The organism is Tenacibaculum litoreum, assembly GCF_964513915.1.
Taxonomy (GTDB): domain Bacteria; phylum Bacteroidota; class Bacteroidia; order Flavobacteriales; family Flavobacteriaceae; genus Polaribacter; species Polaribacter litoreum.
This window is the reverse complement of sequence record NZ_CAZEQS010000003.1, coordinates 1-19,479: the sequence shown is the minus strand read 5'-3', so window position 1 is coordinate 19,479 and position 19,479 is coordinate 1. Positions and strand designations below refer to the sequence as shown.

Genomic DNA, 19,479 nt, shown 5'->3' with positions numbered 1-19,479 from the left:
TGTTATTAAATACTGAACGTAATTTACGAAAATTTATTCCAATGTTGGTGTTAAAATTTATCAAAAAAAAAGCGAGACTTGAATACGTCTCGCTTTTTAAACATATAATTTATAGTATTTATAAACTATTTACTTTTTCTATTAAAGCGTTTGCTCTTGACTCTAACTCAGCGCTTACTGATTTATAGTGAGCCTTTTTATCTTCAACATTTTTTGCATTCACCTTTGCAATTAAATCATCAAAAGTTACAATAACTTCATCTACAATAGCATTTGCTTTTGCTTTATCAGCTTCAGGGTTTAACTCTCTAGTTATTTGACAAATACTAATAATGTCTCCTAATGTATAGTTAATATCTTTCTTTAAATTTTTTATGCTTGCCATAATTATAAATTTTGATGCAAAATTAATCGATTTTATCTAATTCTTGTTGAAATTTTTCAAAAAACTGCCCTACATGATATCCATCTACCAAAACATGGTTTACATTTATCGCTACAGGCATTAATATTTTTTCCTTTTGCTGCTTTATTTTACCAAAAGCCAATTGAGGTACGCTATCGTTTTTATTCCCTGAAAAAGGTTCTTTATGACCTGTAAAACTTACCCAAGGAATCGCTGAAGAGTGTATACATCCTAAAGAATACCTTGGAGGTAATAAGTTAGTAGAATTTTGTATTCGCTCTTTTTCTTCTATGTAATTTTGATTAAAAATTTCAAAATCTTCTGAGTAATCAAAATAAGAAAAGCCAAATGTTGTGTCTACTCTTGCAACTGTTGTTGATGCATTAATTACATCATAAACTGTCACTTTATCCTCTTCAATTCTATATTTAAAATTTTCAACAGCGTTTATAGCTTTCATACATGCGTGAAAATATCTAATAAAAAAGGATTGGTTTTTATCTTTTGCTGATTGATAAGCCTTAGATACATCCACATCTGCAACTAGACCAAAAGTAGGGTCTTCTAAAGTTCTAAAGTGTTTAAAAAGTTCTTTTCTGTTCCAACTTTCAATATCTAGATATTTCATCTATAAAAACTTTAACACATCTGTAATATTAGATACTGTTTTGTAAGCATCTGATTTTTGTTCTTCATTAACCTCTTCGTGTGCCCATGTTGTATGAAACGGAACATGAACTGCAGTTGCCCCTATTTCTATTAATGGCAAGACATCTGATTTTAATGAGTTTCCAATCATTAAAAACTCTGAAGGATTAATATCTAAACGTTTTACTAATTTTTTATAATCAGCTTTCTTTTTCTCGCTCATCACTTCTGTATGATGAAAATATTTTAAAATTCCTGATTTAGCCAACTTACGCTCTTGATCTAACAAATCTCCTTTTGTTGCTACAATTAACTTATATTTTCCGTGTAGTTCTTGCAACACCTCTTCTACCCCATCTAATAACTCTATGGGTTTTTCTAACATATCTTTTCCTATTTCAAGAATTGCTTCCATTTTTTTAGGGCTGATTTTATAATTAGAAATTTCGAGAGCACATTCAACCATTGACAACATAAAACCTTTTACTCCATAGCCATAAATCTTAAGGTTTTCTATCTCCTTTTTAAATAATTCTTGATGGATTTTATTCTCTGTTTCATAATCAGACAACAATCGAGCAAAATCATCTTCAGCATCACGAAAATAAGTCTCGTTTACCCAAAGTGTATCATCTGCGTCAAAAGATATTATTTTAATATTATTCATTTTCTAGTTGTTTTATAGCTTTTTCTAAATCTTCAGGAGTATCAATACCAATACTCTCTACTGAAGTTTCTATCATTTTTATTTTTTTTCCTACTTCTAAGTAACGAATACATTCAATTTTTTCAGCAGCCTCTATTGGTGTCATAGGCGTATGATAAAAATCAATTAACGCTTCTTTTCTAAAAGCATAAACTCCTTTATGCTTATAGTAGTTAACAGTTACCTCTTTATCTCGATGATAAGGAATTACACTTCTTGAAAAGTAAATAGCAAAATCATTTGCATCAGTAATTACCTTTACGTTATTTGGGTTTTGAATATCTTCCTCATTCGTCATTTTTACTTTTAGTGATGCTAAATCAATTTCCTTTTGAGAATCTGATTTAAAGACTTTAATTAATTTTGATAAGGAAACCGTATCGATAAATGGCTCATCTCCTTGTACATTTACCACAATATCTACATCTAAATTTTCAACTGCTTCTGCTATTCTATCAGAACCACATTCATGCTCCTTTTTACTCATTAACACCTTTCCTCCTACCTTCTCTATAGAATTGTATATTACTTCGGAATCGGTTACCACATATACCTCATCAAAAAGGTTTGCCTTTACTGCTGCTTCATAAGTTCTTACAATCACAGATTTTCCTCCTAAATCTTTCATCAATTTCCCTGGAAAACGTGATGCACTATAACGTGCAGGAATCATTGCTATTATCTTCATAAATAATACGAGTGTTTATGTATCAAAGATACATATTTAAACTACTATTGTAAAAACCTATAAAGTTCACATTGATAAAACTTTAACATTAAATACTTTTTGATTTTGTTTAATTATTGAAAACTTTTACTACTTTTGAATCATTATGAAGGCGCTTTTAGGCACATACACGTTTATTTTTAACACAATCAACTCGATTATGTGTAATGCCCGCATGCATAAACAATATGTATATGTAACTAAAAGTACCCCAAAAAACAGATTTAAACATCGATTTTAAATAATCAATTTTAATATAAATTTAACCAAAGGTGCTTTTCTAGAAAAGCACCTTTTTTATTTACTAATATTTTAAATTCTAACATTATGAACACTTTTAAGTATCGAAACTCAATTAGAAAACATGTAGCCTCAACTGTAATGTACTCAGTACAAAATCCATTTTACAGAGATCCTGAATTACTAATACTTAATCCTTAAAATTATCATGAAAACATTAAATATCACATCAAACAATCAGCCAAATCAATTTATAGTTAACAAAAAGCAGGTTAGCAAAAATAAAGTGTTAAAAACTTCAGTTTTATACGATAAAATTGAATCTAGCGCGAATACTTCTTTAGGCTTTTATCCAGACTCTTCTAATTTTAGCTTTAACAGTATCGAGTTTGATCTGTTAGGCAACGCATACCTTAATGATAAGCTTGTTATCAAAAACAATATTAAAAAATTGAGTGATACTGAGATTATTTTCAATATAACAGTATCTAAAAAAGAAGAAAAGAAACAAAATATTATATGTACAGCTACTTTTGGCTATACAATTAAAAAAGCATCTTAATTATTCCTATAAATTGATTTTACTATCGATTAAGCAATCGTTAAGTTAGTTTGGTTTGTTATAAGCTTAGGAGGTTTTTCTCTTAAGCTTATTTTACACACGTTTCTAATAGTTCTGAAGATTTTTTTGATAAAATTTCCACTTTATCAATACATGCTGGTATCAAAATTGTTTCTCCTTTTCTTACAACTTCTTGTTGACTTTCATAAAAGAATGTTACCTCTCCTTCTACACACATGTAAATTACAAAACAATCTTTTTTAGATAAATCAATTTCTTTCTTTCCTTCTACTGGGAGTATATTAGTTGTAAAATAAGGACATGTAACTACTTGATTTGCTACATTCTTTTGTTTCTTATAAGTTGTTTTGTAGGAATTCTTCGCTGAGAAATCAATAGCTTCTAATGCCTTTTCTGTATGAAGTTCTCGATAATTACCATCTATATCTTTCCTATCCCAATCATAAATACGATAAGTTATATCTGAGGTTTGCTGAATTTCTGCAATCAATAAGCCAGCACCAATAGCGTGTACTCTTCCTGGTGGCACAAAATAAACATCTCCTTTAGATACTTTATCTACATTTAAAATACTTAAGAGAGTTTTGTTATTGAGGTGCTGTATGTATTCTTCTTTACTTGAGTTTTCTTTGAATCCTATGATAATGTTAGCTTCACTATCAGCTTGCATTACATACCACATCTCTGTCTTTCCAAAAGATTCTTGGAGCCCTGCCAAGTCATCATCAGGATGTACTTGAATACTTAAAACCTCTTTAGCGTCTATGAATTTTATTAATAATGGAAACTGTTCTCCAAAAGTTTTATATACATAGTTACCTACTAAATTGTGCTTATACTCTTTTAAAAGGCTTCTTAATGTTCTTCCTTTAAGATTACCATTACTAACGATTGATTCATCTCCATCAACATCAGAAATTTCCCAGCTCTCTCCTATATTGGATCCATCTGAATTTTTATGAAGTAATTGGTTAAGTTTTTTTCCTCCCCAAATTTTTTGTTTTAAAATTGGAGTAAATCGTAGTAATTGGTTTATCATAGATTATGCACCTCTATAAGTTACGTAGTTTCTTGGTGTTTCGTATAATGTAACTTCTAAGTCTAGTTTTTCTGGAATACTTACACGTAACTTGTTATAAATTACCACCGATATATTTTCTACTGTAGGATTAACATTCTTAAACTCCTCAACTTCAATATTTAAGTTTTTATGATCCAAAGCGTCTTCTACTTTCAACTTAATTAAGTCTTTTAACTTACCAAGATCATATACATATCCTGTTTCTTGGTCTATTTCACCAGTTAATGAAACAATTAGTTCATAATTATGACCATGGTAATTGGGATTACTACATTTACCAAAAACTTCGTAATTTTTCTCATCAGACCATTTAGGATTAAATAATCTATGGGCTGCATTAAAATGTGCTTTTCTATGAACTGTTACTTTAGGCATAATTAAATATACTTAGATATTTTATCGTAAGATTCTTTAAAAATTATTTTAAACCAAGCTGTATACTTTTCTGGATGATTTTCTATATCGTTTTTCACCTCCTCTAAAGGCATCCATTTATACGAAGCTACTTCCTCAGGGTTTATAATAGGTTCGTCGTTAAATCTACCAATCATTACATGGTCGTATTCATGTTCTGTTAAGCCATTATCAAATGGTGCTTTATAAATAAAAGAAAATACTTCTTCCAACTCACATGAAAACCCCATTTCTTCTTGTAATCTACGTTTCCCAGCTCCAATATTCGACTCTCCATCTCTCTGATGCGAACAACAAGTATTTGTCCATAATAAAGGAGAATGGTATTTTTCAGCAGCACGTTGTTGTAGCATCAATTCATTTTTATCATTAAAAACAAATACCGAGAAAGCTCTGTGCAACAAAGCTTTTTCATGTGCTTCAATTTTTTCCATTAACCCTATCGGATTGTCTTGCTGATCAACTAAAATTACTTGTTCTTTCATCTAGAAAATTTACGAAAAGCAAACTTACGAAATTGAGACCAGTTCAACAATTAAAACCTTTTGAACAGTTCGCTTTAAAATGTATCTTTGCAACCTTAAAATTTATAGATGAGTTTTTTAGAAGAAATACAGAAGAGGCGTACATTCGGAATTATATCACACCCCGATGCTGGTAAAACTACCCTAACTGAAAAGTTATTACTTTTTGGTGGAGCAATTCAAGAAGCTGGTGCGGTAAAGAATAATAAAATTAAAAAAGGAGCTACTTCCGATTTTATGGAAATTGAGCGCCAACGTGGTATCTCTGTTGCCACTTCTGTATTAGCTTTCATTTATAAAGACAAAAAAATAAATATTCTAGATACACCTGGTCACAAAGACTTTGCCGAAGATACCTTTAGAACGTTAACTGCAGTCGATAGTGTTATTGTAGTGATTGATGTTGCAAAAGGGGTTGAGGAACAAACCGAAAAATTAGTAGAGGTTTGTCGTATGCGAAAAATCCCTATGATTGTTTTTATTAACAAGTTAGACCGTGAAGGTAAAGACGCATTTGATTTATTAGATGAAGTTGAGCAAAAACTAGGCTTAAAAGTAACTCCATTAAGTTTTCCTATCGGAATGGGATACGATTTTAAAGGAATTTATAACATTTGGGAAAAGAAATTAAATATTTTTTCTGGAGACAATAAACAAACCATCTCAGAAGGTGTTGAATTTGATGATATAGATAATCCTGAACTAGATAAAATTGTTGGAGAAAATTCAGCAAATACACTTCGTGAGGAGTTGGAGTTAGTAAATGAAGTTTACCCTGACTTTGACCAAGAAGCTTATGTTAATGGAGACTTACAACCTGTATTTTTTGGTTCAGCTTTAAATAACTTTGGTGTAAAGGAATTATTAGATTGCTTTATTGATATTGCTCCAAATCCACAACCAAAACAAGCTGAAGAACGTTTAGTAGATTCTAAAGAAGAAAAACTAACTGGATTTGTATTTAAGATTCATGCTAACATGGATCCTAAACACCGTGATCGTTTGGCTTTCGTAAAGATTGTATCAGGAACTTTTAAAAGAAATACTCCTTATCTACACGTTCGTAACGGTAAAAAAGTAAAATTCTCTAGTCCGAATGCCTTTTTTGCAGAAAAGAAAGAGATTGTAGAAGAATCTTTCCCGGGAGACATCGTTGGTTTACACGACACAGGAAACTTCAAAATTGGAGATACTTTAACCGAAGGAGAACAATTAAACTTTAAAGGAATTCCTAGTTTCTCTCCAGAACATTTCCGTTATGTAAATAATGCTGACCCAATGAAGGCTAAACAACTTTACAAAGGTTTAGACCAATTGATGGATGAAGGGGTTGCACAGTTATTTACCTTAGAAATGAACAATCGAAGAATTATAGGTACCGTTGGAGCCCTACAGTATGAGGTAATTCAATACCGTTTAGAGCATGAATATGGTGCTAAATGTTCATATGAAAATATTGCTGTACACAAAGCTTGTTGGGTTGAACCAGAAGACCCTAAAAACGAAGAGTTTAAAGAGTTCAAACGTGTTAAGCAACGTTATTTAGCTAAAGACAAGCAAGGTCAACTAGTGTTTTTAGCCGATTCACCATTTACTATTCAAATGACTCAAAGTAAATATCCAACGGTTAAATTACATTTCACTAGTGAGTTTTAGCCAATAACTGGCGTTAACCACCTATTTGATTATGGAAAACAAAAATTATATTGTCTTTACGAGAAACAAAGTAATCTTCTTAAAGAAATTACTTCACTACGTTCGTAATGACATATACATCTTTATTCTCTTCTCTCTTCTTTCTTCTCTTACAATCTACAGTCAAGAGAATTTATCGAGTTTACAAGGAAAAGAGTTACACAATAAGGTTCGTTTGAATTTTATTCCTGTTGAAATGCCTTCGGATAAGTTCCCTGACTTAAAACCAACGATGGGATTAACTGGTTTACATTATCAAATTCCTATTAATGATTGGTTGTACGGTGGTGCTGGATTTCATTTCGCTGTAACCGGAGATCAAGGAGGATTATTTACCTTAGGTGCTGAGTTAGGAATTAATAAAAAACTATACAAAAACTTATATATTGATGCTAACTTCCACTTTGGTGGCGGTGGCGGGTATCGCTACCTGGTAAACGACGGCGGTTTTATCAACCCTAATATCGGATTACAATACAAGAAGAATGATTATTCTTTTGGAATACAATACAGCCACGTAAACTTTTTATCAGGAGAAATAAAAAGTAACTCCGTTTCTTTCTTTGTAGAAATACCAAGTATTTTACGTTTTACTGATTATAACAAAGCTCATCAAGAATTTGTAGCTGAAAATTTGTCTCCAGATAGTTTTTGGAATAAACCCGCTGTTAAAAATGCACAACAAATCCGTTTTGATTTTTTTAAACCTATCGGAAGTTCAAAAAAAGACAATGGTGATGATTTAAATGAAATACTGTATGTACTTGGGTTTGAATATCAAAAATACTTGAACGAAAACACCTTTTTATTTGCACATACCGATGCTATTTACAAAGGTTTACGTGCCGGTTTTATGGATTTATTTGTAGGTGCTGGATATCACCCATATCAATCAAAATACATTAATATCTTCGGGAAATTAGGTATTGGTGCTGCTGGTGGTCGTGTAGCTCCTGAAGGCGGATTGATGATCTACCCTTCCGCAGGAATTGACTTAAAACTATTTAAAAACATTGCCATTAGTGGTCATGGCGGATATTATCGTGCCATTGCTGGTGATTTAGAAGCGTATACTTTCGGGTTTGGTTTAAAATACTTCGGATTAAATGGCGGAACATCTTCCGAAGAAAACAGTACTTATAGTACAAAAGGGTTACGTTTTGAAGTGCAAAACCAAAGTTATTTTGATGTTGCAAAAACTGATGATGTTTACGACGCTACTGAAATTGATTTACAATTAATTGGTTTTAAAGTTAACTATGATTTAAATCATTCGCTATATATTGCTGGTGAAGCAGGTTTTGCCTATGATGGTCGTTCAGGTGGTTATGCTCACGGATTAGTAGGTGGAGGTATTTACAGTCCTCGTTTTTTTAACAATAAAATGCGTGGTTTTATAGAAATTATGGTTGGTGCTGGTGGAGGTGCTGGTGTAGATACTGACGAAGGAATTATAATTCGCCCTACGTTTGGTTTAAGTTATGATATAGTAAATCAAGTTTCTATAATTGCATCTGGAGGTAGATACTATTCTCCTTTTGGGAATGTTAATTCAAACAATATTAACATAGGTTTAAGCTTTAACCTTTCAACTTTATCAGTAAAAAACTAACTTTGTCATTGCTAAGAAAAACAATGATTTAGCTATTTTAATAAAAAGATTCTTTTTTCCCTTAAATTTTGGACACTGGAATCATACATATATAAATAAACAAGAGAAAAATGGATAACGGAATTTATGCAAAGTTCACCACTCCAAAAGGTGATATTTTAGTAAACTTAGAATACGAAAAAACTCCTGGAACTGTAGGTAACTTTGTTGCTTTAGCAGAAGGAAATTTAGAAAACTCAGCAAAACCACAGGGAACTCCTTATTATAATGGATTAAAATTCCACCGTGTAATTGCTGATTTTATGATTCAAGGTGGTTGCCCTCAAGGAACAGGAACAGGAAACCCAGGTTACAAATTTGATGACGAAATTCACCCTGAATTAAAACACGACGCACCAGGAAAATTATCTATGGCAAACGCAGGACCTGGAACCAACGGTTCTCAATTTTTCATTACACATGTTGCTACTCCTTGGTTAGACGGTAAACATACTGTTTTTGGTAGTGTTATTGAAGGACAAGACGTTGTTGATGCTATTGCTCAAGACGATACTATGGATGTAGAGATTATCCGTGTTGGTGATGCAGCTGAAGCTTTTAATGCTGTAGAAGCTTTTAGAACTTTTGAAGGAGCTCGTGAAAAACGTGAAGCTGAAGCAAAAGCTAAACAAAAGGAGTTATTAGATCAAGTAGCTGCTGGATACGATGAAACTCCAAGTGGTTTACGTTATAAGATCTTACAAAACGGAGATGGAAAACAAGCTACTAAAGGGGCTATGGTTTCTGTTCACTATAAAGGTCAGTTATTAGATGGAACTGTATTTGATTCTTCTTACAAACGTAAACAACCTATCGATTTTGCTATTGGCGTAGGTCAAGTAATTCCTGGTTGGGATGAAGGTATTCAGTTATTAAAAGTGGGTGATAAAGCTCGTTTAGTAATTCCTTCTGACTTAGCATATGGTGCACAAGGTGCTGGTGGTGTAATTCCTCCAAACGCAACTTTAATCTTTGATGTTGAGTTAATGAATGTAAAATAATAATTTACAACATATTATATAGTCAATAAAGCCTTCATAGTTTATGGAGGCTTTATTTATATTCTAACACCCCTTAATATTTAATTAATATTCATAACATTAAAGAACATATTACTTAATAGATTTATCATAATTACTTAAGAGCAAAAGAATAAAAAAGAGTGATTTTTACATCACCAAACAAGCTCTTAAGTCCTATGAAAACAACTTTACTTTTTTTAACATCTCTTCTTTTCTCTTCTATTACAATAAAAGCTCAAGAAGTATGTACTACACCAGAAGATAATGCTATTGATTTAAATATCATAAGTGTGAAAAAATGCGATGTTGTTAATGAAAAACAAAATCCAAGAGAAAGAACTACAAAAATATTAATTACCAGAAATAGAATAAAAAAAATAAGAAAAACACCTCAAAAAAGTCAATCAAGCTTAAATGCTTCTTCTGAAGTTTCTATTATTACAACAAACAATGATATATCTATAAAAAACTCTTTAGAATCTCAAACTAAAGAAGTTTTATTTTCTGTTGTTGAACAAGTTCCTTTATTTCCTAAATGTAAAAATAGCTCTAACGAAAAAGCAAAAAAATGTTTTAAAGACAATATGCAAAAACATTTTTTAAAAAATTATTTCCCTGAAGTCTTTTCAGAAGAAGGTATACATGGTAGAATTTTAATCCAATTTACTATAGATATTTACGGTAATCCAAAAAACATTCAAGTTGTTAGCTCTAAACCTAGCAAAATTATTACTAGTGAAATTAACCGAATTATCAACAAACTTCCTCAGTTAGAATCAGGTAAGGAAAAAGGAATTCCTGTAGATGTTACCTACTCTTTTCCTATAAATTTAATCTTAAATTAATATAAGATGTTTATCTAGGTTTTCAGATAATTTTATTTTCGTGCTTCTTAAAAAATTCCTCTTTAACACACACAAATGAAACATATCTTTACCTTTTTTTTATTTTCAATATCATTTTCTTTTGCTCAAGAAAAATGTGAAACTCCAAATGAAAATATCCAAGATTTAAATACTATTAGTATTACTAAATGCTCTATAGAAGATGTAAAAGAAGCTCTGGAAACTGAAAAAGTTAAAGAAATTTCGACAAGAAAAAGGCATCGTAAACTTAGAAAAGCGAATGCCATTTCAACAAAATCAAATAAAGTAGAGGAAATAAAAAGTAAAAATTCTCTTGTTGAAAAACTAAATCTGAAAGAAGATATTTTAACTTCTCTAGATAAAGTTCCTTTTCATTTAGTTGAACAAATTCCTTTGTTTAATGAGTGTAAAAAAACTCCCATTCTGCAACAGTCAAAATGTTTTGAAAAAGAAATGATAAAACACATTGTTAGAAATTTTGATTATCCAAAGGAAGCTTTACGAAAAAAGATTGAAGGTAAAATTCTAGTACAATTTACTATTGATAAGAAAGGAAATGTTGTTGACATAAAGAAAAAAGGGCCTGAAAATAGTGAGCTTTTAAAAAAGGAAGCTCATAGATTAATTGATGCTCTTCCTAAATTTATTCCTGGTAGCCATAAAGGAAATTTTGTTAATGTAAAATACGCTTTACCTATAATTTTTAGAGTTCCATAAAAATTAATTTTATTTATTTTTCCCGTTAAATAGCTCTTTATAAAACTGAATAACATAATAAATTTGTTATATTCTATTTTTTATTTATATTTACGGCGTTAGTTAACGATTAATTAACTTTACCAAACACTTAAAAATAGAGCACAATGATTAAAAAATTCCCCTCAGTAGTAGCCGCCATGCTACTTTCTTTAGCGGCTGTAGGACAGGAAGTATGTACTACTCCAGATGAGCAAATCGCAGATCCTAACAGTATAACAAAATGTGCAATTGAAGACACCGAAAATGGTGCAAAAAAACAACTATCTATTGAAGTCTCTACCAGAAGACGTGTTGTTCGTAAGAACAAAGAAGCAGTTTCTGCTATTGGAGGTATTAATTCTTCACAAAAGGTAGCTGACATTAAAAAGAAATCTTTATTAATTGGTAAGCTTGAACTAGAAGATAATTCTTCTACAATAGAGAAAGTACCTTTTAATTTAGTAGAAGAAATTCCTTTGTTTAGCAAGTGTAACAACGTTCCTTTAATTAAGCAGGCAAAGTGTTTTGAAACTAATATGACTAAACATATAATTAAAAACTTCAACTATCCTCAAGATGCTATTGATGCAGGAATACAAGGTAGGGTTTTAGTACAATTTACTATAAACGAGCAAGGAAATGTTGAAGATATTTTAATGCGTGGACCTAAAGGTGGTGAGTCTTTAGAAAAAGAAGCTGAAAGAATCATTAATGATCTTCCAAAATTTATTCCAGGAAAGCACAACGGTAGAACTGTTAAGGTAAAATACGGAGTACCTATTACGTTTAAATCATCTGGAGCAACTAATAATAATAGTAATTCATCAAAAGCTACGAAAAAGGTTGTTGCTAAGAAAACTTCTAATGTTGTTAAAAAGGAAAAAGTTATTACTGACTTTGTAAAGTTTGTGGAGGTACAAAGTATTCCTCAGTTTAAAGCTTGTACAAAGGTTCCTGATATGCAAAAATTAACATGTTTTAATGAAAGAATGGTTAGCCATATTCAAAGAAACTTTAACTACCCAGCTGCTGCAGCTCAACAAAACATTGAAGGTAGAGTTTGGGTACGCTTCATAATTGACAAAAAAGGAGAAGTGACTAATATTAAAATGAAAGGTCCTGAAAATGGTCAATTATTAGAGCAAGAAGCTAAGAGAATGGTTTCTAAACTACCTAAATTTGTTCCAGGAGAACATAATGGTAAAACAGCAAATGTTGAATACTACATTCCTGTTAACTTTAAATTACATGAATAAAAACTCTTAAAAGTGTTTATATATAAAAAAGCTTCTAATTAAATTTAGAAGCTTTTTTATTTTTATATAGACTAGTTAATATACTTTTTTTCCAAAGTACAGTACTTAATAATTTCAAAAACCAATACAGATTAGAGTACTATATTGATTGATATACCTACTGCTTCATTAATATGTAAATGATACATGCTTTAGTTTTTAACCCAGTTTATGACGTATAATAAACAAACTTCTACACCTAATTAATCTTCTATTGTATTATCCTTTTAAAACAGAAAAGAGGCAGTATTTAATTAAATACTACCTCTTTCTTTTTTATTACTCTAATCTAATAATTACTTCTTCTCTTCTGGAAATAATATTTTCTTTAAAGCTTCTTTGTCTTTTCTGATTTTCTCTTTTTGCTCTTGAATCTTTTTATCAAGTTCACTAAGCCTTTCATTAGCTTTACGTACTACTTCTTCCTTTTCTTTAGCTTCTTCTTCTGAAATTTCCTTATTCTCTTTAGCTTCTTTTATTCTCTCTTGAGCTTTTTTTACCTTTTCTCTTCCTCTATTTAAAACACCTTCACTATCACGGATGTTTTTTTCTTGCTCTTCAACTCTTTGTTTAGCTTCATTTGATCTCATTTTTCCAAACTCTCTTCCACTCATTCCATTCTTATCTCGACCATAAGCATTACCTTTTCCTTTGTTCTCTTTATTTACTTCAGATTTTTTCTGCTTTTTATCTTTCTTTTCTTTCAACTGTTTTTCCTTCTTCATTTCTTGAGCTTTGTCTTTCCCTTTTTCTTTTGTCTTATCAACTTCTTGCTCAAGTTCTTCTTTTACTTCTTTTGCTTTCTCTTTTCCTTTTTGCTTAACCTCTACATTTTTTTCTTTTCCTTTACCCTTTCCTTGTGCAAATGTTTGCTGAGTTCCTATAAAGGCAAAAAGCATTACGATTGATACTATTAGTTTTATGTTTTTCATAATGATTAAGTTTTTTAGTTTATATACTATCTATTTCTTGCAACTGTTCTTCAAGCTTCTTAGTTGCTTCATTTAATTTATCTATACCAGCTTTTACTTCGTTTTCAATAGAGTCTATTTTTTTAATAGCTGCTTCAATTTTCTGTTTTTCTTCTTGTTCTTTCTTTTTATCTGTACAAGAAATCATAAAAAGAATTCCGAATGTTAAAATCAATAGTTTTTTCATAATTTAATTAATAGGTTAATATATACTAAGACACTTAAATTGCTACAAAGTCACTATGATGTATAGCTATTTAAGTAAAAAACCAGCAAGATGCTGGTTTTTTATTTTTTTAAAAATGATTAAGGTTTGATACTTTCTTCCTCAGCTAATAAACCAAAGAACTTATCTAAATTTGGTAAAATTACAATTCTAGTTCTTCTGTTTCTAGCTCTATTAGCAGCTGAACTATTTTCTACAAGTGGTACTGAGCTACCTCTTCCCGAAGCTATCAATCTGCTTGGATCAACCTTATATTTTTTCTCTAAAAGTCTAACAATAGACGTTGCTCTTTTTACACTTAAGTCCCAGTTGTCCTCAACAACTTCATTTCGAATTGGTCTTGAATCAGTATGTCCTTCAATCATTACATCCATACTTGGCTCAGAGTTAATTACATCTGCTAATTTTTTTATTAGTTTATGTGCATTCTTTTTAACTCTGTAACTTGCTGTATTGAATAACATTTTATCTGAAACAGAAATCATTACAACCGTTTGATCAATATCAATATTTACATCTTCATCGTTTTCTAACTCTGATGTATTTATTGATTTTTTAAGGTTATGAGCAATCGCTACATTCATTGAATCCTTTAACGTTTTAGCATTAGCTAACTCAGTTGGATCAACATTTTTAAGCGTTTCCCTCATTTTTTCTTTTACAGAATTAGAAATTACAGCTGATTTTCCAACCATGTCTAACTTAACGTTATTTTCTTCATGGAGTGATTCATTTACACTTTTTAATGAATTAATTTTTTCATTGTAATCATCAACTCTCTTCTCAATTTTAGCAAACTTAGCTTCAAGCTGCTCCTTTTCTAGAGTTGTCTTTTGTAAATTTCCTCTTGTATCATTGTACTTCTGTTCTAACTCAACATACTTCTTTTTTGACACACAAGACGTCATTGTTAAAGCCAATAACGCCAAAGGAATAAATAGTTTTTTCATAATTAATAATAATGATAATAAGTTAATGTAACCTTATAACTTAATTTTTCCCATAATATTATACTAGTAGAAATAAAAAACTCCTTTTAAAAAAGGAGTTTTTTAACTTGATAACATTACTGTTATTTATGTAAGAATCTTAATTTCTATAATTCACTTTTACTTCTTTATCTATTTTATCACAATCTTCTTCTTTTCCTTTAAAACACTTATTATTCTCAGGTCTTAAACTTCGTCCTGACCTCTTTAAATTCTTACTTAAAAACTCTAAAAAATTACTTTTTTTAGTAGCTATTCTTTTCCTTACTCTTCTTTTTTCTTGTTCTTGTCGTATTTCTATAGATTCACTTCCTTTTATAATATAAAAATATGAACGTCTGTTTAATTGGTACTCTTCTTCAGTACAACTTTTTCCGTCTACACAATCATTTAATGGTTTATCTTCTCCGTAACCTATAGCACTTTCAATTCTATTACTTGCAATACCTCTTGATAAAATATAATCTCTAGTAGATTTTGCTCTTTTATCAGACAAGATTCTATTATAATCTTTACGACCACGACTATCTGTATGTGATTCTATTTTAATCACTAACTCTGGGTGGTTTGTCATTACTGTTACAATATTTTCTAACTCATATTCGGCATCCTCTCTAATAACAGATTTATCATAATCAAAATAAATAGGTTTTATTACTATTTGGTTTCCTATAATTAGCGGTGTTAATTTTATGTTTGTTGTAACTTCATTATTTCTTTTACTATTGGTTGATACAACGCTTCTACCCGATCTATGGTCTAATTTAGTTGCTGTAACTGTATAGGTATTATTACATGGTACATCTTTAAAAGTATAGTTACCTGAATCATCAGAGATTGTTTCTGCTATAATTTCTTTTTTATTATTAATTAGTTTTACAACAACAGCATCAACTGGAGCATTTGTTTTATTGTTTTTTATTACTCCTCTAACTATTTGTGTACAAACTGGTGGATCTGTATAAATAAAGAAACTGTAAATATCATCATCTCCTTTTCCCTTTTCTCTATTTGACGAGAAGAAACCTCTTTTTCCATTTTTACTTATAAAAAACGAAAAGTCATCCTTTTTACTATTAAATGGATGTCCTAAATTTTCTGGTGAAGACAATGTACCATCGTCATTAATCTTTGCCTGAAAAATATCAAGAAGACCTAAACCTAAATGTCCATTTGATGAGAAATATAGTACATTATCATTTCCTACATAAGGAAAAACTTCTTTCTCGGATGTATTCACATTACTTCCTAAATTTACAGGCTTTCCGTACTCGTCTTTACCTTTTATTTCTACCTTATAAATATCAGATTGTCCATATCCTCCAGGCATATTAGAAACAAAATATAATGTTTTTTCATCTGGACTTAAGGCTGGATGTCCCGAGGAATACTCATCATTATTAAATGGTAACTCTTTAACATTAACCCAATAACCATTCACATAACTAGCTTTATAAATTTTTAAGTTAGATGTATTTTTCTTACTACTTCTGGCTCTCTTTCCTTCTGAATTATTTCTTGTAAAATAAATAGTTTTTCCATCTTTTGTAAAGATAGGTGTAGATTCATGAAGTTCAGAAGCTATTGGTTCTCCAAGCTTTTGAACGTTACCTAAAACTAAGATAGTATCTTGTTTACTACCTTCTAATGTTTGTATATCCTCTTCTGCCTTGTAAATATTTAAGAATGGTTGGTTATTCCATTTATATATTTTTTGTCTTTTTGAATCATTAGGTACAGAGGATGTAAAATATGATTTTCCATTCAATAAGAAACCTCCAAAATCTGAGTATGGGGTATTTATTGCTAAATTTCTTACTCCTATCCTTTTTTCTTGACTGTTGTAATCTGATAAATAACTATCTTTCTTGAGTTCTTCATTTAGGCTACTTTTTTGAGCTTGAGCTAATGTTAAAAATATTGAGTCTGATTTTTTATATTTCCCATTACTCCTTAAAGCTTGAGCATATTTAAATAAATGTTTTCCTTCAACCTTTTCGTTAAAATTAGAAATAAGTTTTTGGTACCAAACTTCTGCTTCTTTAGTATCTGAATTATTATAGTAAGATTCTGCTAACCTACTTAATACATGTTGTGAACTATCTCCTTTAATTAATACTAAATCTTTATATAATTTGGCTGATTGAACATAAGAAAACTCTTCAAAATAACGATCTGCTACTTTTCTACTTTGACCAAAACCATTTACAGCCAACATTAACAATGCTGCTAACGCTAGTAATTTTTTAAAATTCATTTTTTCCTTTTTTAGAAGAATCTTGGGGACCTATATCTAATATCTTTAAATATTTCATACTGTAACATAATTTCGTGTGTTCCCGAATTTGTTACATTATAGTTTGATGTTGTTAAATCATATGAATATCCAATAAGCAAAGAGTCTGTTGCTTGAAAACCTAAAAGTGCGCTTACAGAATCATCCCATCTCCATGAAGCTCCAACTCTAAATTTTTCATTAAACAATAAATTTGCTGAGATATCTAATGATAGCGGAGCTCCTGAAACTCCTTTTAATAAAGCAGCTGGTTTAAATTTTAAATCTTCGTTTATATCAAAAACATACCCTGCTATTAAGAAAAAGTGCATTCTTTCTACAGCTACTTCTCCTGGAGTATCGGCATCGTAATGCTCCATTCTTAAAATATTTGGTACTGATAATCCGACATACCACTGTGGTTGGTGATAATAAATACCTGCTCCAACTGTTGGTAAGAACTTATTGATATTATCTTGAAAAACTACTTCATCATCTTTATATGTTCCTTTTGACCAATCTATATTTAACAGCCTACCTCCTAAGCGTAAACCAAAAGCTAAATTTCCTTCTTCTCCGGTTTGAATATTATAAGAAACATTAGCATCTAAATATATTTCACTAGAAGGACCTACTTGGTCATTCATTAAGTTAATTCCTAACCCTAACCCTGAGTACCCTAAAGGAGTATCATATGATAAATTTTGAGTATTAGGAGCTCCTTCAAAACCTACCCATTGCATTCTACCTAGGGCAGTAATTACTGTATGCCCTCTTGATCCTGCATAAGCTGGATTCACATTCATGGTATTATACATATACTGAGTATACTGAGGATCTTGTTGTGCATGAATATCTGTCGTTAAACAGATACTCATTGCACATATTAAGATTAAACTTAAATATAATTTCATTTGATTAAAACTTTTATTCATCAGTCTTTTTTATAAATCTAGATTATCTATTAATGTAAATCCAGCCTTTTTTAACTTTACTTCCATTTCCAAGGTCTAAAATATAGAAGTATGTTCCAACTGGCAATTTATCACCTACATTTATATTTGCTCTTCCTTCAGAAATTCCCCTGAACACAATACTACTATTATTATATCCTTTTGCTCTATATACCGTGTTACCCCATCTATTAAAAATTTCAATAGTATTACTAGGGAAGTTCTCAATACAATCAATATGTAAATAGTTATTTGCAGAATCTCCATTAGGACTCATAAGATTATTAACTTTTACACAAGTATCTTCATCAATAGCATCACCAAAGCCGTCTAATCCATCTACACTATCTGAAATACCATCTCCATCAGAATCTATTCCACTATCATCTACTATGCCATTTCCTCCACTATTAGGATCAGTTGGATCTGTATCATTATCTGGAGAGTTTGCATCTCCATGACCATCTAACCCATCCACACTATCAGCTATACCATCTCCATCTGTATCTTCAGAAGGATTGTCTACTTGACCATCTCCATCTTCATCAGAATTCCCTCCTTCTACTACATCATTAATTCCATCATCATCACTATCTAAATCTTGATAATCAGGAATACCATCTCCATCTGTATCTGGTTCTTCATCATTATCTACTGAATCATCAGCCTGTCCATCTCCATTAGCATCTGTATACCCTGAATCATTAGAGTCTATAACACCATCTCCGTTGGTGTCTAAATCTCCATCTCCTCCTTCTATCACGTCATTAATACCATCGTTATCTGAATCTAAATCTAATGAGTCTGGAACCCCATCATTATCTGTATCTACTGCACCATCTCCTTCATCTACATCTGGGATACCATCATTATCATCATCTACGTCTATGGCATCTGGTATACCATCATTATCTGTATCTACACAATCTTCTCCTGATAATCTACCATTCACTACAAAATCTTCAGAAGATCCTCTTGCACAACTACCACTTGCACTTACCGTATAGGTAATTCCAAAAACATATCCGCTAATAACACCATTTTCATCAACATTTAATGTAGAATCGTTGAAAATATAGGTTAAACTTGAATCGTAATTACTAATTACAGCTCTACCTGGTGTTGAACATGTAGCTCTTTCAACTGATATAATTGGTGCTGAAGGAGCTGCTTCTTCTGTTACTACTACCTCTGATATTGCATCTGTTGTACATGAGTTTGTTGCTGGTACCGTATAGGTATAAGTTCCTCCTCCAGCTAAAACTGGTGACCAACTTCCATTGTTATCTGGTGTACCTCCTAAAGATGCAAATAACTGTGCCTCTGTAACTGTTGTTCCTTCACAGATTGTTAACGTTCCGTTGGTTCCTGCATTTGGTGCTCCTGTTATAGTTAAAACTACAGATGTTCTTGTTAAACTAGTACAAGTACCATCGTTATACTCTGCGTAATAGGTAGCATTCCCTACT

General features: G+C 30.9%; 20 protein-coding genes. 7 read left to right on the top strand and 13 right to left on the bottom strand.

The window, feature by feature from the left end; genetic code table 11:
* Positions 1–118 precede the first annotated feature (118 nt).
* Genes ACKTTR_RS06230 through kdsB form a run of 4 tightly spaced genes read right to left on the bottom strand, consistent with a single transcriptional unit; the run spans position 119 to position 2,448 of the window.
* Positions 119–385 (bottom strand): hypothetical protein, encoded by a 267-nt coding sequence (locus ACKTTR_RS06230; RefSeq protein ID WP_408027020.1) that lies wholly within the window; start codon positions 383–385, stop codon positions 119–121.
* A gap of 22 nt (positions 386–407) precedes the next feature.
* On the bottom strand, positions 408–1,034 hold the full coding sequence (locus ACKTTR_RS06225; protein WP_408027019.1) for a CatA-like O-acetyltransferase: 627 nt from the start codon (positions 1,032–1,034) through the stop codon (positions 408–410).
* Positions 1,035–1,721 (bottom strand): HAD family hydrolase, encoded by a 687-nt coding sequence (locus tag ACKTTR_RS06220; RefSeq protein ID WP_408027018.1) that lies wholly within the window; start codon positions 1,719–1,721, stop codon positions 1,035–1,037.
* Entirely contained in the window at positions 1,714–2,448 is a 735-nt protein-coding gene (gene kdsB, locus ACKTTR_RS06215; protein ID WP_408027017.1) for a 3-deoxy-manno-octulosonate cytidylyltransferase, read from the bottom strand. The genes ACKTTR_RS06220 and kdsB overlap by 8 nt, the downstream gene beginning before the upstream one ends.
* A gap of 487 nt (positions 2,449–2,935) precedes the next feature.
* Here kdsB and ACKTTR_RS06210 point away from each other — a divergent pair, with 487 nt between their 5' ends.
* On the top strand, positions 2,936–3,289 hold the full coding sequence (locus ACKTTR_RS06210) for a hypothetical protein (RefSeq protein WP_408027016.1): 354 nt from the start codon (positions 2,936–2,938) through the stop codon (positions 3,287–3,289).
* A gap of 88 nt (positions 3,290–3,377) precedes the next feature.
* On the opposite strand, the gene ACKTTR_RS06205 is transcribed toward ACKTTR_RS06210, so the two are convergent.
* From ACKTTR_RS06205 to idi, 3 genes are read right to left on the bottom strand one after another with little or no spacing between them, the layout of a single operon-like run.
* Positions 3,378–4,349, bottom strand: coding sequence for a type I phosphomannose isomerase catalytic subunit (locus ACKTTR_RS06205; protein ID WP_408027015.1), 972 nt, complete (start codon positions 4,347–4,349; stop codon positions 3,378–3,380).
* Positions 4,350–4,352: 3 nt separating this feature from the next.
* A complete protein-coding gene (locus tag ACKTTR_RS06200) occupies positions 4,353–4,766 on the bottom strand; it encodes a 6-pyruvoyl trahydropterin synthase family protein (RefSeq protein ID WP_408027014.1) in 414 nt (137 codons plus the stop codon).
* Positions 4,767–4,768: 2 nt separating this feature from the next.
* Positions 4,769–5,290, bottom strand: a complete 522-nt coding sequence (idi, locus tag ACKTTR_RS06195) for an isopentenyl-diphosphate Delta-isomerase (RefSeq protein WP_408027013.1) — start codon at positions 5,288–5,290, stop codon at positions 4,769–4,771.
* Positions 5,291–5,398: 108 nt separating this feature from the next.
* Between idi and ACKTTR_RS06190 the strand changes: the two genes are divergently transcribed.
* The 6 genes from ACKTTR_RS06190 (at position 5,399) to ACKTTR_RS06165 (ending at position 12,557) form a co-directional block, all read left to right on the top strand.
* Positions 5,399–6,985, top strand: coding sequence for a peptide chain release factor 3 (locus tag ACKTTR_RS06190; RefSeq protein WP_408027012.1), 1,587 nt, complete (start codon positions 5,399–5,401; stop codon positions 6,983–6,985).
* Between the two features lie 31 nt (positions 6,986–7,016).
* Positions 7,017–8,636 carry a hypothetical protein gene (locus ACKTTR_RS06185; protein WP_408027011.1) on the top strand — a complete coding sequence of 540 codons (1,620 nt, stop codon included), beginning with the start codon at positions 7,017–7,019 and terminating at the stop codon, positions 8,634–8,636.
* Positions 8,637–8,746: 110 nt separating this feature from the next.
* Positions 8,747–9,676: a peptidylprolyl isomerase gene (locus ACKTTR_RS06180; protein WP_408027010.1), complete on the top strand. Its 930-nt coding sequence runs from the start codon at positions 8,747–8,749 to the stop codon at positions 9,674–9,676.
* 197 nt (positions 9,677–9,873) lie between these two features.
* A complete protein-coding gene (locus tag ACKTTR_RS06175; RefSeq protein ID WP_408027009.1) occupies positions 9,874–10,542 on the top strand; it encodes an energy transducer TonB in 669 nt (222 codons plus the stop codon).
* A gap of 75 nt (positions 10,543–10,617) precedes the next feature.
* Positions 10,618–11,280 (top strand): energy transducer TonB, encoded by a 663-nt coding sequence (locus tag ACKTTR_RS06170; RefSeq protein WP_408027008.1) that lies wholly within the window; start codon positions 10,618–10,620, stop codon positions 11,278–11,280.
* A gap of 146 nt (positions 11,281–11,426) precedes the next feature.
* Positions 11,427–12,557 (top strand): energy transducer TonB, encoded by a 1,131-nt coding sequence (locus ACKTTR_RS06165; RefSeq protein ID WP_408027007.1) that lies wholly within the window; start codon positions 11,427–11,429, stop codon positions 12,555–12,557.
* A 335-nt stretch (positions 12,558–12,892) separates the two neighbouring features.
* Here the strand turns inward: ACKTTR_RS06165 and ACKTTR_RS06160 are convergent, their stop codons facing one another.
* From ACKTTR_RS06160 to ACKTTR_RS06135, 6 genes are all read right to left on the bottom strand, one after another.
* On the bottom strand, positions 12,893–13,528 hold the full coding sequence (locus ACKTTR_RS06160; protein WP_408027006.1) for a hypothetical protein: 636 nt from the start codon (positions 13,526–13,528) through the stop codon (positions 12,893–12,895).
* A 19-nt stretch (positions 13,529–13,547) separates the two neighbouring features.
* Positions 13,548–13,754 carry a hypothetical protein gene (locus ACKTTR_RS06155; protein WP_124591056.1) on the bottom strand — a complete coding sequence of 69 codons (207 nt, stop codon included), beginning with the start codon at positions 13,752–13,754 and terminating at the stop codon, positions 13,548–13,550.
* A 119-nt stretch (positions 13,755–13,873) separates the two neighbouring features.
* Positions 13,874–14,743, bottom strand: a complete 870-nt coding sequence (locus tag ACKTTR_RS06150; RefSeq protein WP_408027005.1) for an OmpA family protein — start codon at positions 14,741–14,743, stop codon at positions 13,874–13,876.
* A gap of 139 nt (positions 14,744–14,882) precedes the next feature.
* Positions 14,883–17,039: an OmpA family protein gene (locus ACKTTR_RS06145; RefSeq protein ID WP_408027004.1), complete on the bottom strand. Its 2,157-nt coding sequence runs from the start codon at positions 17,037–17,039 to the stop codon at positions 14,883–14,885.
* 11 nt (positions 17,040–17,050) lie between these two features.
* Entirely contained in the window at positions 17,051–17,971 is a 921-nt protein-coding gene (locus ACKTTR_RS06140) for a PorP/SprF family type IX secretion system membrane protein (protein ID WP_408027003.1), read from the bottom strand.
* Positions 17,972–18,014: 43 nt separating this feature from the next.
* A partial coding sequence (locus tag ACKTTR_RS06135; protein WP_408027002.1) for a gliding motility-associated C-terminal domain-containing protein occupies positions 18,015–19,479 on the bottom strand: 1,465 nt, incomplete at its 5' end.

Bases quoted from the DNA above. Each gene is read 5' to 3' on its own strand.
- ACKTTR_RS06230 (WP_408027020.1), bottom strand. From the start codon at position 385: ATGGCAAGCATAAAAAATTTAAAGAAAGATATTAACTATACATTAGGA.
- ACKTTR_RS06225 (WP_408027019.1), bottom strand. From the start codon at position 1,034: ATGAAATATCTAGATATTGAAAGTTGGAACAGAAAAGAACTTTTTAAA.
- ACKTTR_RS06220 (WP_408027018.1), bottom strand. From the start codon at position 1,721: ATGAATAATATTAAAATAATATCTTTTGACGCAGATGATACACTTTGG.
- kdsB (WP_408027017.1), bottom strand. From the start codon at position 2,448: ATGAAGATAATAGCAATGATTCCTGCACGTTATAGTGCATCACGTTTT.
- ACKTTR_RS06210 (WP_408027016.1), top strand. From the start codon at position 2,936: ATGAAAACATTAAATATCACATCAAACAATCAGCCAAATCAATTTATA.
- ACKTTR_RS06205 (WP_408027015.1), bottom strand. From the start codon at position 4,349: ATGATAAACCAATTACTACGATTTACTCCAATTTTAAAACAAAAAATT.
- ACKTTR_RS06200 (WP_408027014.1), bottom strand. From the start codon at position 4,766: ATGCCTAAAGTAACAGTTCATAGAAAAGCACATTTTAATGCAGCCCAT.
- idi (WP_408027013.1), bottom strand. From the start codon at position 5,290: ATGAAAGAACAAGTAATTTTAGTTGATCAGCAAGACAATCCGATAGGG.
- ACKTTR_RS06190 (WP_408027012.1), top strand. From the start codon at position 5,399: ATGAGTTTTTTAGAAGAAATACAGAAGAGGCGTACATTCGGAATTATA.
- ACKTTR_RS06185 (WP_408027011.1), top strand. From the start codon at position 7,017: ATGGAAAACAAAAATTATATTGTCTTTACGAGAAACAAAGTAATCTTC.
- ACKTTR_RS06180 (WP_408027010.1), top strand. From the start codon at position 8,747: ATGGATAACGGAATTTATGCAAAGTTCACCACTCCAAAAGGTGATATT.
- ACKTTR_RS06175 (WP_408027009.1), top strand. From the start codon at position 9,874: ATGAAAACAACTTTACTTTTTTTAACATCTCTTCTTTTCTCTTCTATT.
- ACKTTR_RS06170 (WP_408027008.1), top strand. From the start codon at position 10,618: ATGAAACATATCTTTACCTTTTTTTTATTTTCAATATCATTTTCTTTT.
- ACKTTR_RS06165 (WP_408027007.1), top strand. From the start codon at position 11,427: ATGATTAAAAAATTCCCCTCAGTAGTAGCCGCCATGCTACTTTCTTTA.
- ACKTTR_RS06160 (WP_408027006.1), bottom strand. From the start codon at position 13,528: ATGAAAAACATAAAACTAATAGTATCAATCGTAATGCTTTTTGCCTTT.
- ACKTTR_RS06155 (WP_124591056.1), bottom strand. From the start codon at position 13,754: ATGAAAAAACTATTGATTTTAACATTCGGAATTCTTTTTATGATTTCT.
- ACKTTR_RS06150 (WP_408027005.1), bottom strand. From the start codon at position 14,743: ATGAAAAAACTATTTATTCCTTTGGCGTTATTGGCTTTAACAATGACG.
- ACKTTR_RS06145 (WP_408027004.1), bottom strand. From the start codon at position 17,039: ATGAATTTTAAAAAATTACTAGCGTTAGCAGCATTGTTAATGTTGGCT.
- ACKTTR_RS06140 (WP_408027003.1), bottom strand. From the start codon at position 17,971: ATGAAATTATATTTAAGTTTAATCTTAATATGTGCAATGAGTATCTGT.